The 13,746-nt window shown below is 67.3% G+C and carries 14 protein-coding genes and 1 pseudogene; 1 reads left to right on the forward strand and 14 read right to left on the reverse strand.

The window, feature by feature from the left end; translation table 11 throughout:
- Positions 1-157: pseudogene (locus tag ACWDA7_RS22705) on the forward strand (IS982 family transposase); the annotation flags it as partial.
- Positions 158-673: 516 nt separating this feature from the next.
- Here the strand turns inward: ACWDA7_RS22705 and ACWDA7_RS22710 are convergent.
- From ACWDA7_RS22710 to ACWDA7_RS22775, 14 genes are all read right to left on the reverse strand, one after another.
- Complete coding sequence (locus ACWDA7_RS22710) at positions 674-1,114, reverse strand: kelch repeat-containing protein (protein WP_450606051.1); 441 nt, start codon at positions 1,112-1,114, stop codon at positions 674-676.
- Positions 1,051-2,037, reverse strand: coding sequence for a Kelch repeat-containing protein (locus tag ACWDA7_RS22715; protein WP_450606052.1), 987 nt, complete (start codon positions 2,035-2,037; stop codon positions 1,051-1,053). Before ACWDA7_RS22715 ends, ACWDA7_RS22710 begins: the two co-directional genes overlap by 64 nt.
- On the reverse strand, positions 1,959-2,441 hold the full coding sequence (locus ACWDA7_RS22720) for a hypothetical protein (RefSeq protein ID WP_450606053.1): 483 nt from the start codon (positions 2,439-2,441) through the stop codon (positions 1,959-1,961). Before ACWDA7_RS22720 ends, ACWDA7_RS22715 begins: the two co-directional genes overlap by 79 nt.
- A gap of 424 nt (positions 2,442-2,865) precedes the next feature.
- Entirely contained in the window at positions 2,866-3,681 is an 816-nt protein-coding gene (locus ACWDA7_RS22725) for an SDR family NAD(P)-dependent oxidoreductase (RefSeq protein ID WP_450606054.1), read from the reverse strand.
- Complete coding sequence (locus ACWDA7_RS22730; RefSeq protein ID WP_450606055.1) at positions 3,678-4,436, reverse strand: SDR family NAD(P)-dependent oxidoreductase; 759 nt, start codon at positions 4,434-4,436, stop codon at positions 3,678-3,680. The genes ACWDA7_RS22725 and ACWDA7_RS22730 overlap by 4 nt, the downstream gene beginning before the upstream one ends.
- A gap of 35 nt (positions 4,437-4,471) precedes the next feature.
- On the reverse strand, positions 4,472-5,665 hold the full coding sequence (locus ACWDA7_RS22735; protein WP_450606056.1) for a thiolase family protein: 1,194 nt from the start codon (positions 5,663-5,665) through the stop codon (positions 4,472-4,474).
- A gap of 31 nt (positions 5,666-5,696) precedes the next feature.
- A complete protein-coding gene (locus tag ACWDA7_RS22740) occupies positions 5,697-6,923 on the reverse strand; it encodes a CaiB/BaiF CoA transferase family protein (RefSeq protein WP_450606057.1) in 1,227 nt (408 codons plus the stop codon).
- A complete protein-coding gene (locus ACWDA7_RS22745) occupies positions 6,920-7,636 on the reverse strand; it encodes an SDR family oxidoreductase (RefSeq protein WP_450606058.1) in 717 nt (238 codons plus the stop codon). The genes ACWDA7_RS22740 and ACWDA7_RS22745 overlap by 4 nt, the downstream gene beginning before the upstream one ends.
- 29 nt (positions 7,637-7,665) lie before the next feature.
- Positions 7,666-8,841 (reverse strand): acyl-CoA dehydrogenase family protein, encoded by a 1,176-nt coding sequence (locus ACWDA7_RS22750; RefSeq protein ID WP_450606097.1) that lies wholly within the window; start codon positions 8,839-8,841, stop codon positions 7,666-7,668.
- A 26-nt stretch (positions 8,842-8,867) separates the two neighbouring features.
- Positions 8,868-9,965, reverse strand: a complete 1,098-nt coding sequence (locus ACWDA7_RS22755; protein WP_450606059.1) for an acyl-CoA dehydrogenase family protein — start codon at positions 9,963-9,965, stop codon at positions 8,868-8,870.
- A 134-nt stretch (positions 9,966-10,099) separates the two neighbouring features.
- On the reverse strand, positions 10,100-11,203 hold the full coding sequence (locus ACWDA7_RS22760) for a homogentisate 1,2-dioxygenase (protein WP_450606060.1): 1,104 nt from the start codon (positions 11,201-11,203) through the stop codon (positions 10,100-10,102).
- A gap of 49 nt (positions 11,204-11,252) precedes the next feature.
- Complete coding sequence (locus tag ACWDA7_RS22765; RefSeq protein WP_450606061.1) at positions 11,253-11,789, reverse strand: MarR family winged helix-turn-helix transcriptional regulator; 537 nt, start codon at positions 11,787-11,789, stop codon at positions 11,253-11,255.
- Between the two features lie 383 nt (positions 11,790-12,172).
- The gene (locus ACWDA7_RS22770) at positions 12,173-13,372 is read right to left on the reverse strand and encodes a flavin reductase family protein (RefSeq protein ID WP_450606062.1); all 1,200 of its coding nucleotides are present in this window, start codon (positions 13,370-13,372) and stop codon (positions 12,173-12,175) included.
- A 44-nt stretch (positions 13,373-13,416) separates the two neighbouring features.
- Positions 13,417-13,743 carry a hypothetical protein gene (locus ACWDA7_RS22775; RefSeq protein WP_450606063.1) on the reverse strand — a complete coding sequence of 109 codons (327 nt, stop codon included), beginning with the start codon at positions 13,741-13,743 and terminating at the stop codon, positions 13,417-13,419.
- Positions 13,744-13,746: the final 3 nt, after the last annotated feature.

The following is a 13,746-nucleotide window of genomic DNA, read 5'->3' on the forward strand; positions in this document are numbered from 1 at the left end:
CAAAGGCCAACTCGACCTGGAACAACACGGCGCACGCACCCATGAGGGCGTCGCCGTGCGGGTCGCTCAGCGCGTGCTGGCGCTGGCGGCCGCAATCTGGCACAACTTCCAGACCGGCCAGGCGGTCAGCCGCTCACTGACCGCCTTCGATCACTGATCGTATTCGGACAGACTCGTCTAGGCTCGCGCGAGCACGAACCCCGCCAGCACATCGGTCTCGAACTCGGCGAGCTCCTCCTCGCTCACCGGCGCTCGGTACTCGCGCAGATCGCGCACTACGGCCGCAGCCAACCCACGCCTCCGCGACTTCACCCAGACCGAAGGAATCCCGACAGGGATGAGGGTTGCGCACTACGGGGGAGGGTGGGTCAGAACGGGCTGCGGTCACCCGGACGAGGTAACAGGCCCAGGTCCAGGCACTCTCAGTCGTGCCAAGAGCTGGGGGAAGAACGCAGAACTTGGGGACTATTGCTCACCCTATTCGTGCCGGCCCACGGACTTTCGTCGTCATCACGACGGACACCGACGTTGTGGAACAGATGGGCCGGATCACCGGCACCGACGTACGTGGTTGTCCACTCGCTGACAGAGGGGGCTCCCGGGTGTGGGTTTCCCGGGAGCCCCGTCAGATTGTGCGCATTCGGTCAGATGCGGACCGGTCAGCCGTCCGCAGTCAGTGCATGCCGGTCACCTTCATCGTGGCGGCGAGCGCCGGGACCGCGTACGGCGAGTCCGTTGCGACGGTGAACCCGCTCGTGTAGGTGCCGGCCTTGTCGACCTTGCCCGCGTCCAGGGAGACCCGCACCGTCACCGTGGCACCAGGAGTGACGGTGACGGTGTGCGGCGCCGACAGCCAGGCGGCGGTACCGGAGCTGCCGCAATCGTCGTATCCGGGCAGCTGCTCGACGCCGGTGACCGGATTGCCGGTGCCGTCCGCGCCGCCGACGACGTACAGCCCGCAGGCCCCACCGGCACGAGTGAGCGGCACGTTCGTCGCCGGCAGAGCCGACCACGTGTTGGCCGCCGGGTCGTACTCCTCCGCCTGGTTGGTCAGCTTTCCGCCGCTGATGCCACCGACCAGCTGAAGCCGCCCGCCGGAGGAGGCGGAGGCCATTGCCCAGTTCGGGTACGGCAGATCGGCCCGCGCAGTGCACGCGCCGGTGACCGGATCGAAGGCGTACGTCGCCGTCGTCTCCTGGCCGGTGACCGGATCGGTCCCGCCAGCGCACACGACCTGGCCGTCGATGCCAGTGCAGGAGAACCACGAGTCGGTGACCGGGTAGTTCGCCACCTGGCTCCAGGTGTTGGCCTGGGGATCGTAGACGTGGTCGCCTGCGAGGCCGGGAAGCAGTTGCCGCCGCAGCCGGCGATCACGTAGAGCCGGCCGCCGAGGACCGCCGTGCCGCCGGCGACGACGCCCGCGGGGAGCGACGCCACCGAGGACCACGAGTCGTGCTTCGGGTCGTAGCGGTATGCCGCGGCTGAGGCGTTCTCTGTGCTGTCCCAGCCGCCGACGACATAGATGTCGCCGCCGACCGCCTCCACACCGGGCTTTCGCAGCTGCTGGGGCATGTTCGCCAGCCGCTGCCAGCCGCCGGTGGCCGGGTCGTACACAGTGGCCTTGGACAGCGGGACGCGCCCCTGGGTCCCGCCGAAGGCGTAGACCTTCCCGTCGAGGGCCACCGTGCCGCCGTCCTCGACCGCTGACGGCAGGGCGTCGGCGGTCGTCCACGCGGTGCCGCCGGCCACGGCGGTCGTGCTGGCCCGGCCCGTCGGTGCCGCGGCACCGTGCACCGTGCCGGCGAGCAGCGGCCCGCTGGTGAAGGCGCCGCCGATGTGCCGCACTGCCGCACCGGTGCCGGGCTTCGCCGAGCTGCCCGGGTGCGAGTCCGGCGTGTACGAGCCGTCCTGCGGATTGAGCAGGATGTGGACCGGTGCGGTGCCGGTGTTGCGGAGCGTCACGGTCCTGGTAGCCGACCGGCCCAGCGGCTGGGTGACCCGCAGTGAGTCGCCGGAGACGGCGATCCCGGCCGGCACCCAGGCGCCAGTTCCTTCCGAGTGACAGTGTCGTGGGCGACGAGGACCTTCGCCGTCGAGCCGGAGTACGCGCCGTCGACAACGCCCAGCGTGGTGCGGCCCGAGCCGTCAGCGGCCGAGGCGGGCGCGAACAGCTCGTAGGCGCCGCCGGTCGTTGTGGCCGTCGGGGTGCCGGCCACGCTGACGGTGGCGCCGGACAGTGCCTGGCCGGTGTTGGCGTCGACGGTGCCGGTCACGAGCCCGCCGGCAGCGGTCTCGCAGGAGCGGTTGCCGATGAAGACGTTGTCGACCATCCACCACCACGAGTGGACCGCGTCGTACCGGAACCGGATCCGCACGTCGTTCTTGCCGGCGGCCTGCAGGATCGCCACGACCTGGGGGCCGTAGGAGGTCGTGCTGGCCATGTGCCAGACCGAGGTCCAGGTCTTGCCGCCGTCGAGGCTGACGTCGACGTAGGCGTTGGAGTTGTAGTGGGGGACTGGAAGCCGTTGTCGAAGGAGACAATCGGCGTGTGATCGCCGCTCAGGTCGACGACCGGCGAGACCAGGGTGGTCGTCTCCCGGGCGTCAGCGTCTGCGTCGATGGAGTCGACCTCCGCGAACTGGCCGGTGCCACCGGTTTTGTTGCCAACGCGGGCCGGGTCGTCGAAGCGCCAGGTGACGCCGGAGCCGCTGTCGTCGGTGACCGTCCAGCCGCCCTGCGGTGTGGCGCCGGACCAGCCGTCGAAGCCGGTCGTGGTGCCGGCGTACCCGTAGCGGTAGCCGGGCGCGGCGCAGTCAGTCGCGTCTACCGACAGCGACACGCCAGGTCAGGTTGCTTCGGGGATCGCTAGCTCCCAGACGACGCGATCAGCAATTCGCCCCCGTCGACGGGGACGACCACGCCGGTGATGTAGGCCGCGGCGTCGCTGGCCAGGAAAGACACGAGGGCGGCGACATCGCCGGGGCGCCCGATCCGATCCTGCGGGTTGACTGCGATCTTTTTCGCCGCCACAAGCGACTTGATCGGTGCCAGCAGGTCGGTGTCGATCTTGCCCGGCGCCACGGCCAGGACCCGGATGCCGTCCCGCGCCCACTCCAGTGCGAGCACGCGGGTCAGCATGGTCAATCCCGCCTTGCTGACGTTGTACGGCGCCAATCCGGTTGTCGGGTAGTGCGCTGCTGTACTGGTGATATTGACGATGACTCCACCGCACTCTCTCATGAGTGCGTGCGCGCGTCTGGCAAGCGTCCATGGAGCGCTGAGGTTGATCCCCAGAATGGTGTCCCACTCGTCATCGGTGACCTGCTCGGCCCGGGTTGCCCGAGGGAGAACTCCGGCATTGTTGACCAGCACGTCGAGCCGTCCGTACTGGCGGGTCACCGCGTCCATCAGTTGGTTCAGCGAGTCGCGGCTGCCGACGTCGCACGTCATGCCGGTAGCCTGACCACCGTCGGCCCGACACGCGGCCACCGCCTGCTCGACGGCTTCCTGGGATCGGGAAGACACGATCACGTGATAGTTAGCTGCGGCGAGCCGTAGGCTGATGGCGAGGCCGATGCCCCTGGTGCCGCCGGTTACGAGCGCGATCTTGCTGCCTCGGGCGGGGCTGTCCGGCACGCCGGGGCCTGTGGCGTGATCTGGCTGGCGTGGTTCGGTGCTCACCGGGGAGCCATCCGGATCGCTCCGTCGAGACGGATGACCTCGCCGTTGAGCATGCCGTTGGCGACGATGTGCGCGACGAGTGCGGCGAACTCGCTCGGATCGCCGAGGCGCTTAGGGTGCGGAACCTGCTGCGCGAGCGACTGCTGCGCCGCCTCCGGCAGCGACGCCAGCAGCGGGGTCCGGAAGGTGCCAGGGGCGATCGTTGCCACGCGGATCTGGTAGTCGGCAAGCTCCCGGGCGATTGGCAGCGTCATCGCGACGATCCCGCCCTTGGACGCGGAATACGAAGCCTGCCCGATCTGACCGTCGAACGCGGCCACCGACGCGGTGTTGACGATGACGCCTCGGTCGAGATCCGCTGGCTCGTAGTGCCGCATCCGAGCAGTTGCGAGCCTGATCACGTTGAAAGTCCCGACGAGGTTCACCGTGATTGTCCGGGTGAAGCGCTCGAGCGGCTGAGGGCCCTCCTTGGTCACGACCTTCATCGCTTCGCCGATTCCAGCGCAGTTGACGATGACTCGGACTGGTCCCAGTTGCTCCGCTGCGTCGAGGGCGGCGTCGACGTCGGCTTCGGAGGTGACATTCCCCGCCGAAAAGGTGAGGTAGTCCGATAGGGGCGTTTTCGGGTTGCCGTGGTCGTCCGGGAGGTCGAGGACTACTACCTTGGCTCCGGCGCGCGTGAGCAACTCTGCCGTTGCCCTGCCCAAGCCGGAGGCTCCGCCGGTTACGAGCGCGGACGCACCGTCAAGATTCATCGGTGAGACTTCCTTTCATTGGCCGGGGGTTCCGGTCACAGGCGCTCGACGAGTGTGGCGTTGGCCATTCCGCCGCCCTCGCACATCGTTTGGAGGCCGTAGCGGCCGCCGGTCTGCTCCAGCGTCGTGATCAGTGTCGTGAACAGCCGGGCCCCGGAGGCACCGAGGGCGTGGCCGAGCGCGATCGCCCCGCCATGCTGGTTGAGGCGGTCGGGGTCGGCCTTGAGGTCTTTCACCCAGGCGAGCGGGACGGACGCGAAGGCCTCGTTCACCTCGTACGCGTCGACGTCATCGATGGACAGGCCAGCGCGCTCGAGGACCTTCCTAGTGGCCGGGATGATGCCGGTCAGCATGAGGACGGGGTCGTCGCCGACGACGGCGAACGATCGCAGCCGGGCTCGGGGTGTCAGGTTCAGCGACCGTGCCGCGGCTTCGCTCATGATGAGCACCGCTGAGGCGCCGTCGGTGAGCGGCGAAGAGTTGCCCGCGGTGATCGACCACTCGATCTCAGGGAACCGCGCACCGTCCGGGTTGCTGGCGAACGCAGGCTTGAGCGTGGCGAGCGTCTGGACCGTTGTGCTTTTCCTGATCGTCTCGTCTACCCGGTGGACGGCGCCTAGTCCGTCGGGACCGGGCACGGTGACCGGAACGATCTCCTGGTCGAAGGCGCCTCGTCCGGTTGCCTCGGCGGCCAGCCGGTGTGATCGCGCGGCGAACTCATCGAGGTCATCCCGCCGCAGGCCCCAGCGGGACGCGATGATCTCGGCCGACAGTCCCTGGGTTATCAGGCCGTGCGGGTACCGTTCGGCGACCTTCGTGCCGTAGACGTCCTGTCCTTGGATTGCCGAGAACATCGGGGCACGGCTCATCGACTCGACACCAGCGGCGATGACGATGTCGTAGCAGCCGGCCATGACTCCTTGCGCCGCGAAGGCGATGGCCTGCTGGCTGGATCCGCACTGGCGATCGACGGTCGTTGCCGGGACTGTCTCCGGGAAGCCAGCGGCAAGGACCGCGTTGCGTGTGATGTTGACCGCCTGCTCACCGCCCTGGGTGACGCAGCCGCCGATGACGTCGTCGACACGCGCCGGGTCGATCCCGTTTCGCTCGATGAGCGCGGTCAGCACGCTCGCGAGCAGGTCCACCGGATGCTCGTTCGACAGAGCGCCGCCGGGCTTTCCCTTGCCCGAAGCGGTCCGTACCGCGTCCACGACAACCGCGTTGATCATGTCTGCCATCTCCTCGTCTGATATGCCCGTATCAGCTGGCGCTGGTGATCGTGGGTGTCGTCATGAGCGGCCCGAGCACTTCGTCGTTGTGCTCGCCGAGCAGCGGGGCTCCGCGCCGCACATAGCCAGGGGTGCCGCTCAGCTTGGGAACCACGCCGGGCATGGGGACCGTCTCCCCGCGGAGGCCGGGCTCGGGCACGTTCAGGATCATTTGCCGGGCCGCGTACTGCGGGTCACCCGCGATGTCACGTGCGGTGTAGATCCGTCCGGCGGGGACACCGGCCGCGTCCAGCAGGGCCAGCAGGTCTTCAGAGGTCCGGGTCCTGGTCCAGGCCGCTATCTCCGCGTCCAGCTCTCCCTGTGCGTGGCCGCGCTCAAGGTGCGTCCGGTATCGCGAGCGTGGATTGAGCCAGTCGTCGCGGGCCATTGCCGTCGCCAGGCGGGCGAAGACGCTGTCCTGATTGGCGCCGATGAGGATCCACTCGTTGTTCGCGGTGGGGTAGACGTTCGACGGTGCGATATCCGGCAGAGTCGGTCCCGTCGGCTGCCTGACGCGGCCCAGTTTCGCGAACTCGGCGAGCGTGGACTCCATGTACATCCACATCGCCTCATAGAGGGCTACGTCGACCATCTGCCCGACACCCGTGCCGCCGGGGCGGTCTCTCGCAAACAGCGCCAGGAGCGCACCGACGAAGCCCTGGGTGGCTGCCAGTGCGTCGCCGAGCGAGATTCCGACCCGGACCGGCGCCCGGCCGGGCTCACCGGAGAGATGACGAAAGCCGCTCATGGCTTCAGCCACGGAACCGAATCCGGCGCGGTCCTTATAGGGCCCGTCCTGACCGAACCCGGAGATCCGGATCATGATCAGGCGAGGGTTGAGCGCGCTGAGCTGCGCCCAGCCGAGGTTCCATCGTTCGAGGGTCCCGGGGCGGAAGTTCTCGATGAGGACGTCGGCGGTGGCGGCAAGTCTGCTGAGCAACGCTTGGCCGTCCGGCGTGCGCAGGTCGAGCGTCACCGACTTCTTGCCCCGGCCGATGATCGACCAATACAGCCCGACGCCACGGTACAAGCCGCCCCACTCGCGCATGGGGTCGCCCTTGCCCGGGGGCTCGACCTTGATGACCTCAGCGCCGTGGTCAGCGAAGAGGTGGCCGCAGAACGGTCCTCCGATAATGTGGCCGAGCTCGAGAACGCGCAGCCCTGCGAGGCTGCCGGCGGTAGCGGCGCGTTCTGACTGCGGCAACTCGCTGCTGGTCACATCGACATCCCGCCGTCGACAGGCAGCACGGCCCCGGTGATGTAACCCGCTTCCTCGGTTGCGAGAAACGCGACTGCGCTTGCGATCTCGCTGGGTTCCGCGAAGCGTCCTTGCGGGATCGCGCTGGTCAGTGCTGCCAGCTTGTCGGCCGGGATGCCCGTGACCATGGCGGTTGCCGCGTTCGGGGAGATGGCGTTGACCGTGATGCCGAACTGGGCCACTTCCTTGGCCACGGTCTTCGTCATCCCGATGATTCCTGCCTTCGCCGCGGCGTAGTTCGCTTGCCCGATGTTTCCGTGCATGCCGGTATAGGAGGTGACGTTGACGATGCGGCCGAACCCTGCCGCGCGCATCCCCGGGATCACGCAGCGGGTGAAGTTGAAGGTGCCCCCTAGATGCACCCGCAGTACCGCGTCGAAGTCGGCGGGTGTCATCTTCCAGACCACCGCGTCGCGGGTGATGCCGGCGTTGTTGACCAAGGTGTCCACCTGGCCGCACCAGTCGAGGATGCGCCCGACCGTTCGCTCGACCGAGCCGGTGTCGCCGACATCCGCCGCATAGACGGACAGCAGTTCGGGTCGGTCGGCCTGGTCCGCCCAGTTCCGCCGCAGCGCCGCCTCGTTGCTGTCGATGACGGCTACCCGCGCGCCGACGTTCAGGAATGCCCGGGCTATCGCGTGGCCGATGCCCTGTGCGGCACCCGTCACCGCCACGCTGCGGCCGGTGAAGTTGAAGGTGGTGTTCACGACCGCCTCGTCTCGTTCCATGGCACGCCCTTGTCCGCGCGCTGTTCGACGGGAAGACCGAGGACTCGCTCGCCGAGGATGTTCTTCAGGATTTCCGACGTGCCTCCTTCGATCGAGTTGGCCAGCGACCGCAGATAGTCATAGCGGATGTCCCCGTTGCCGCCCCGCACCGAGGTGAAGTCAGGCCGGGTCTCGGCGTAGCCGCCGAACAGCAGGGCGTCGGTGCCGATGAATTCCATCGCCAGCGCGTAGATCGACTTGTTGAGCTCGGCCATCTGCAGCTTGGCGATCGATCCCTCAGGACCCGCCGCCCTATCGGCGGCGCGCATGTTCGTCAGCCGGGCAGCCTCGGCCGCGACCCATAGTCGCATCAGGCGATCGAGGTCAGCGGGATCGGCCCGCCCTGCCGACGCAGCCTCCCGGAACGCTTCGACGGCCTGTCCGATCGGCCCTTCGCTCCGCTCGACATGCCTGCCCCCGAGTGACTGCCGCTCGTTCATCAAGGTGGTGACGGCCACCCGCCACCCGCCTCCGATGGCTCCGAGCACACAGTGGTCGGGGATGTACACGGCGTCGAGGAACACTTCATTGAACTCCGCCTCGCCGGTGAGCTGGCGCAGCGGACGGACTGTCACTCCCGGTGCGGACATGTCGAGCAGGAAGTACGTCAGGCCCTCATGTTTCGGCGCCGCCGGATCCGTACGCGCGAGGAGAAGGCCCTGCGCCGCGACGTGGCCAAGGCTCGTCCATACCTTCTGGCCATTGACGATCCATCCGCCCGGCGCGCGTTCCGCGCGGGTCGCCAGGTTCGCCAGGTCCGATCCCGCGCTGGGTTCTGAAAAGAGCTGGCACCAGATCTCTGCACCGGTGAACAGGGGTTTCAGGTACCGCAACTTCTGCTCTGTCGTGCCATGGGCATGGATGGTCGGTGCCGCCATGCCGAGTCCGATGACGTTGCGGGCGTCCCAGTTCGCCGCGCCCGCTGCCGTGAAGACGGACTCGACATGTGCCTGTGCGGAGGGAGCCAGGCCGAGTCCGCCGAAGTCCTTGTCGAAATGGACGAATGCCAGGCCTTCGTCGAACCGGGCAGCTCGCAGTTGGTCGTCGGGGGTGTCCGCGACCGGGAAGCGTCGCAGGAATGACGAGACGAGACCTGTCAGCGGCTCGCCCAGGCGGCTCAGCGGGTTCAGGTCAGAGCTCACGGCGCCGCCTTCACGATCTGGAGACGTTCGGCCAGCCGACGCCTCGCCAGCACGGCGTCGCCGAAAAGAAGGGATGACGACTTCGCCCGTTTGAGATACAGGTGCGCGGCGTGTTCCCAGGTGAAGCCGATTCCTCCGTGAATCTGGATGTTGTCGCTCGCACAGGCCAGGAATGCTTCCGAGGCTGCTGCTCTGGCCAGCGCCGCCTCGACCGGCCGGGCCGCCGGGTTCACCTCGCTCTCGTGCAGGGCGAAGTACACCACCGACCGCGCAGACTCGACGCGCACGAGCATCTCCGCGAGGCGGTGCTTGATCGCCTGGAAGGAGCCGATGGGCCTGCCGAACTGGTAGCGGGTCTTGGCGTAGGCGAGGGCCATGTCGAGCACGGCTTGCGCTCCGCCGAGTTGCTCGGCCGCCAGCAACAACCAGGCGGTGTCCAGCGCCAATTCGATGACCGGCCGTGCATCCGCCGCAATCTTCTGGGCCGGTGCCGACGAGAACGTTACCTTCGCCAGGGGGCGGGTTGAGTCAAAGGCCGTGAGCCGCTCGCGCCGCACGCCGGCGAGGGGCGCCCGGACCAGATATAGGCCAATGTCCTTGCGGGCATCCATGGCCGCGACCAGCAGGCAGTCGGCTGCCCAGCCGTCCATCACGACGGGCGCGACGCCGTCGATCCCGTGCGCGGTCGCGGCAAGGGGCGCGCCGGAGACGGCCGCCGACAAGCCGGCCCCGGCGACCACGACAGACCCGTCCGCGATGCCGCGCAGGAGTTCCGCGGCATCCTCGCTCACCCGGCTGAGCTCACTAAGCGCGGTTGCCGTGATGCCGACCGTCGAGAGGAACGGCGCGCATACCAGCGCCCGGCCGAGTTCTTCGAAGCAGACTCCGAGTGTGGTCAGGTCGCTTCCCGAGCCGCCGAATTCCTTCGCGACCGGCAGGCCCTGTACGCCCAACTGCCGGGCCGTCAGCGTCCAGAGCGTCGTGTCGTAGTCGTCCACGGAATCGGTCAGCTCGCGGAGCGCGCTCTCCGGCGAGTGCTTGGCGAGGAAGTCGCGGAAGTACAGGCCGAACTGCATCGCGTCGTCGTTCGGCATAAAGCTCATGTCCACCAAACCTCAACATTGCAGAAGTGACATCCGCCCGGGACGGTCCTGGCGCTGGAGGCAGCTGCCGCATGGTCACGCGCACAGCTTGTTGCGCCCGTCGGCTCTGGCCGCTCGACCGCGTTTCAGGCGGTCGGGGTGGCAAGCACCGGATCCAGCTTGAGCGGTCGCGCCGCCTCGACCATGATCAGCTCCCACTCCATGCGCGCGTACTGATCCCACTGGCGGCGTGACTTCAGGCGGGCCCGGTCTGGCATCCCGTGGTGGATGCCCTGGGGATCGTGGCTGACGAGTCCGGCGGGTAGCGGCTGGTCCAGCGACTTTCCGCCGTGGATGAGCGTGATCTCGTCGTAGTCGGCATTTCGGTGGAACCAGGGCATGCGCTCCACCCCCTGGACTGACTCCAGCGGGCGCGGCAGCAGGTTGATGATGTTGACACCGTTCGCGACGAGGAACACATGCATCGACGGGGGGAGATGGAGGCTGTCAGACATGATGACGTTCCAGTCGCGGATGTTGAAGGCGAACGGGAAGTAATCGCCCTTCCAGCCCTCTACGTCGCAGGGGTGCGTGTCCTGGAAGATCGAGGAGTACTCGCCGTCATACTTGACGAGTACCTCGTACTCGTCCCGGTCGCTGGGATGAGCCCGCGGTTCTGGAACCCGGATGACATCGGGATCGAAGGGAGCGTGCCGCCCCAGGCCCACGTAGGTCGGAGCGCGGAGCTCACCGACGGTCTCGATGCAGAACAGGACCGTCTCGTCGCTGTCGACAACCCAGCGGTGAGTCATCGCCTTCGCGATGACGACGTAGTCGCCCTGTCCGAACTCTATTGGCCCGAATTCGGTCTCCACGACACCTGATCCGCGGTGCACGAACCAGCACTCGTCGCCGTCGACATTGCGCCGGAAATAGGGCATCGGCACGCTGCGCCGGGACAGCCAGATCGTGACGTCCTGGTTGTAGTACAAGCGCTGCGGAGTGCCCCGGGGATCGGTGAGGTCACTCGGTTTGATGTCGGTCAACATGGTGTACGTCGAACGGAAGCGGCCCGCGGTGCGGAACACCGTGGGGTCGTTCGTCCGGTAGAGGACGGCTTCGCGACCGTCGAAACCCTGACGGGTCAGCTCGTCGTCTTTGAGAAGCACCTCTGCAAGGGCGGAACTGGGAAGGTCCCGATGAGCCTGCTTGCTCGTGCGTCCCTTGCTCAGCTGGATAAGTGGCCGCATGGAAGGAGCGTAACAGATCATCAAGCTTTTTACAAACACCGTTTGATTACTAGGCCTGGGGACGTGCCTGATCCGCCAGCGAGGTCAGCGTCGCGGTCAGCTGGCTTCGGGCGGAGGGCGTCAACGCGGCGAACCACGCCTTCTCCCGCCGTGCTTGGTCCAGCATTCCTTCCTTGAGTTGCGAGATGCCCAGTTCCGTCAGCGTGACGTCGACGAGCCGGCGGTCGTGGTCGCTACGGCTGCGCAGAACGAGGCCGTCGCGCTCCAGCGTCTTCACGGCGCTGGAGATGGCAGCACGCGAGTCGCCGGTCAGTCTCGCCAGGTCTCGGACCTCGACCGTGCTGAGCGCCCACAGGACGTTCATGATGCGAAAGCCCGGCCAGGACCAGCCGCGGCGCCGATGGATCGATTCGAAGTCTTGCGACAGCCGGGTGTGCAAGCGCATGAGGCTGAACGTGAGGAGCGCGTTCGCGACGGCCTCCTCATCGACCGTTCCCTCCGCGGTGTGGCGCGCGGCAAGTGCCTGCCGGAACTGCTCGACGGTCGCCGCGGAAGCCTCGGCCTCTCTGCTCGATCCGATGTCCATGCCCACCATCTCTCCTCGACGTCCAGTGACAGCATCGTCGCTCGGGATGGTCCCGCCAGGCAATGCCGTTGCTTGAGCATGGCAAGTAGTTCGTGGAGACGTTGGGCCGACGCGGTCTTTGGGTTTGCTATGCATCCGTGGGTGGGGGGTATCTGATCAGGTGCGGCTGGGTGGGGTCCGTACGGTCTTCGTCTGTCGCACATCCGGTGGTGACGGATGGTGATGACTGCGATGGGAGACCCACGAATCAAGAACGTGCAGGTCCGGTGTGCTGGAGCGGTCGTTCGTTGGAATCGGCCAGCCTGTGCCACGGTCGCCGATGTGAGTCTTGGCGTGCCCCGGGCCGCATCCACCGCGTTCGTAAGCAGTATGCCGCGGCGCGGCTAGTCACCTTTCCCCGGGTCATGGCGTGGCGACTGTGAGCCGATGAGCCGGCTCGCTTCATGACCTGCTGCGATGAGCTGCGGGGCGAGGTCCATGATGTTAGGCGACTCGCTGGTGAATCCGTAGAGCGTCAATGCGAGCGCGACAGCGCCGTCGCCGGCGAATATCGGAACCGAGATTTGCCCGATCCCTGCTGCGTCGGTATCGGTCAGTTCGGGCGGGTCAAACACCAGATCCTGAACCAGCGCGGTCATCGTGTCGTCGGAGACTGGTGCCGCGTTCGCCATCTCCGCGATCGCCCGGGCGAAAGCATGCTGCGCAGGGCTCTTCATCGCGACGGAGTAGCCGCGCCATCGCACCGTGTCCAGCATGTGTCTGATCCGGTCGTGGTCCTCGGCCCGCGCCGTTCTCCGTATCCAGGTATCCAGTTTGTCATCGGGATCCCACGCGGTGAGGACGGCGGCCGCCGGCAGCACGAGCGGTAGCCGCGTCCCGACAAGCGTGGTGTCTTGCCGCCCCGAATTGCCGGTTCCGGCGCGCGCGGCGATGACGACCTCGTCCCCGGCGCGGGCGGTGGCTATGCAGGTGCAGGCGAGCCTCGTCGCGAGCGACTCCATAAGTAGACGGATCAGGTCGACGCGGCGCAGCTGCTCGGCGAGTTCGCCGGTCGGGTCCGGCGAGGCGAGCGACAACGGCTGGAAGCGTCCGTACCCGCCACGGAAGAACAGTAGCGGTAGCGACGGGTTCTCGATCTGCAGGTTCAGCACCCGGCCGAGGACGACGAAGTGGTCACCAGCTTCGCTGACCGAGGCGATCTCGCAGTCGATCCAGGCGACAGCGGAGTCGATCACCGGGGTGCCCTGGGGGGAGATCCGGTGCTTGATCGGGTCCATCTTGCGGGGATGCTTCGATGCGATCTGCCGGCAGACCCACTCCTGCTCTTCGCTGAGAATGTTCACGCAGAAGCGTCCTGAGGCCTGAATCTTCGGCCACGAGGTGGACCCCTTGTCCGGAAAGAACGCGACGAGCGGCGGGTCAAGAGACACCGACGTGAACGATCCGACCGCCATGCCGACCGGGTTATCTTCGGGGTTCACCGATGTCACGGCGCACACCCCGGTGGGGTATTGCCCCAGCACCTTCCGGAACCAAGCAGGGTCGATCTCGCCAGCAGAGTGGATGGACTCAGTGTCAGTCACGTAGCACCTTTCCCGCCGAGTCATCTCTTTTCCGGGCGCTCATATCAGCCCCGGACGATATGGGTTGCCAAAGTCTGTGTGGCTGGCTCGAGCCAGCCGCGGTCCCCGCTATACCGGAGCATCTGCTCGAAGCGCGACGTCCAGTCTTCGCCGACGCTCGCGGCTTGGGCCGACGAACGCAGCCATTCCACGCGGATGCGTACGTGACCAGGTTCCGGGTGCGCGAGCGCGGCGCCGCGAGCAGCAAGCAACTGCAGAACCTGCTCGCCGGTGAGCCCCGAGCTCACGATGTGCAGCCGGGTGCAGTCGTCCGGTTCCCGGACCTCGACCTGCGGTTCCCCCTGAGCCGACTGCTTCACCTCGACATACACCCG

The sequence above is a fragment of the Streptomyces sp. NPDC001156 genome, assembly GCF_053598275.1.

What these genes read in the sequence shown, in the direction of transcription:
- ACWDA7_RS22710 (WP_450606051.1), bottom strand. Translation starts at nt 1,114, where the DNA reads ATGGCCTCCGCCTCCTCCGGCGGGCGGCTTCAGCTGGTCGGTGGCATC.
- ACWDA7_RS22720 (WP_450606053.1), bottom strand. Translation starts at nt 2,441, where the DNA reads ATGGCCAGCACGACCTCCTACGGCCCCCAGGTCGTGGCGATCCTGCAG.
- ACWDA7_RS22730 (WP_450606055.1), bottom strand. Translation starts at nt 4,436, where the DNA reads ATGAATCTTGACGGTGCGTCCGCGCTCGTAACCGGCGGAGCCTCCGGC.
- ACWDA7_RS22735 (WP_450606056.1), bottom strand. Translation starts at nt 5,665, where the DNA reads ATGATCAACGCGGTTGTCGTGGACGCGGTACGGACCGCTTCGGGCAAG.
- ACWDA7_RS22755 (WP_450606059.1), bottom strand. Translation starts at nt 9,965, where the DNA reads ATGCCGAACGACGACGCGATGCAGTTCGGCCTGTACTTCCGCGACTTC.
- ACWDA7_RS22760 (WP_450606060.1), bottom strand. Translation starts at nt 11,203, where the DNA reads ATGCGGCCACTTATCCAGCTGAGCAAGGGACGCACGAGCAAGCAGGCT.
- ACWDA7_RS22765 (WP_450606061.1), bottom strand. Translation starts at nt 11,789, where the DNA reads ATGGACATCGGATCGAGCAGAGAGGCCGAGGCTTCCGCGGCGACCGTC.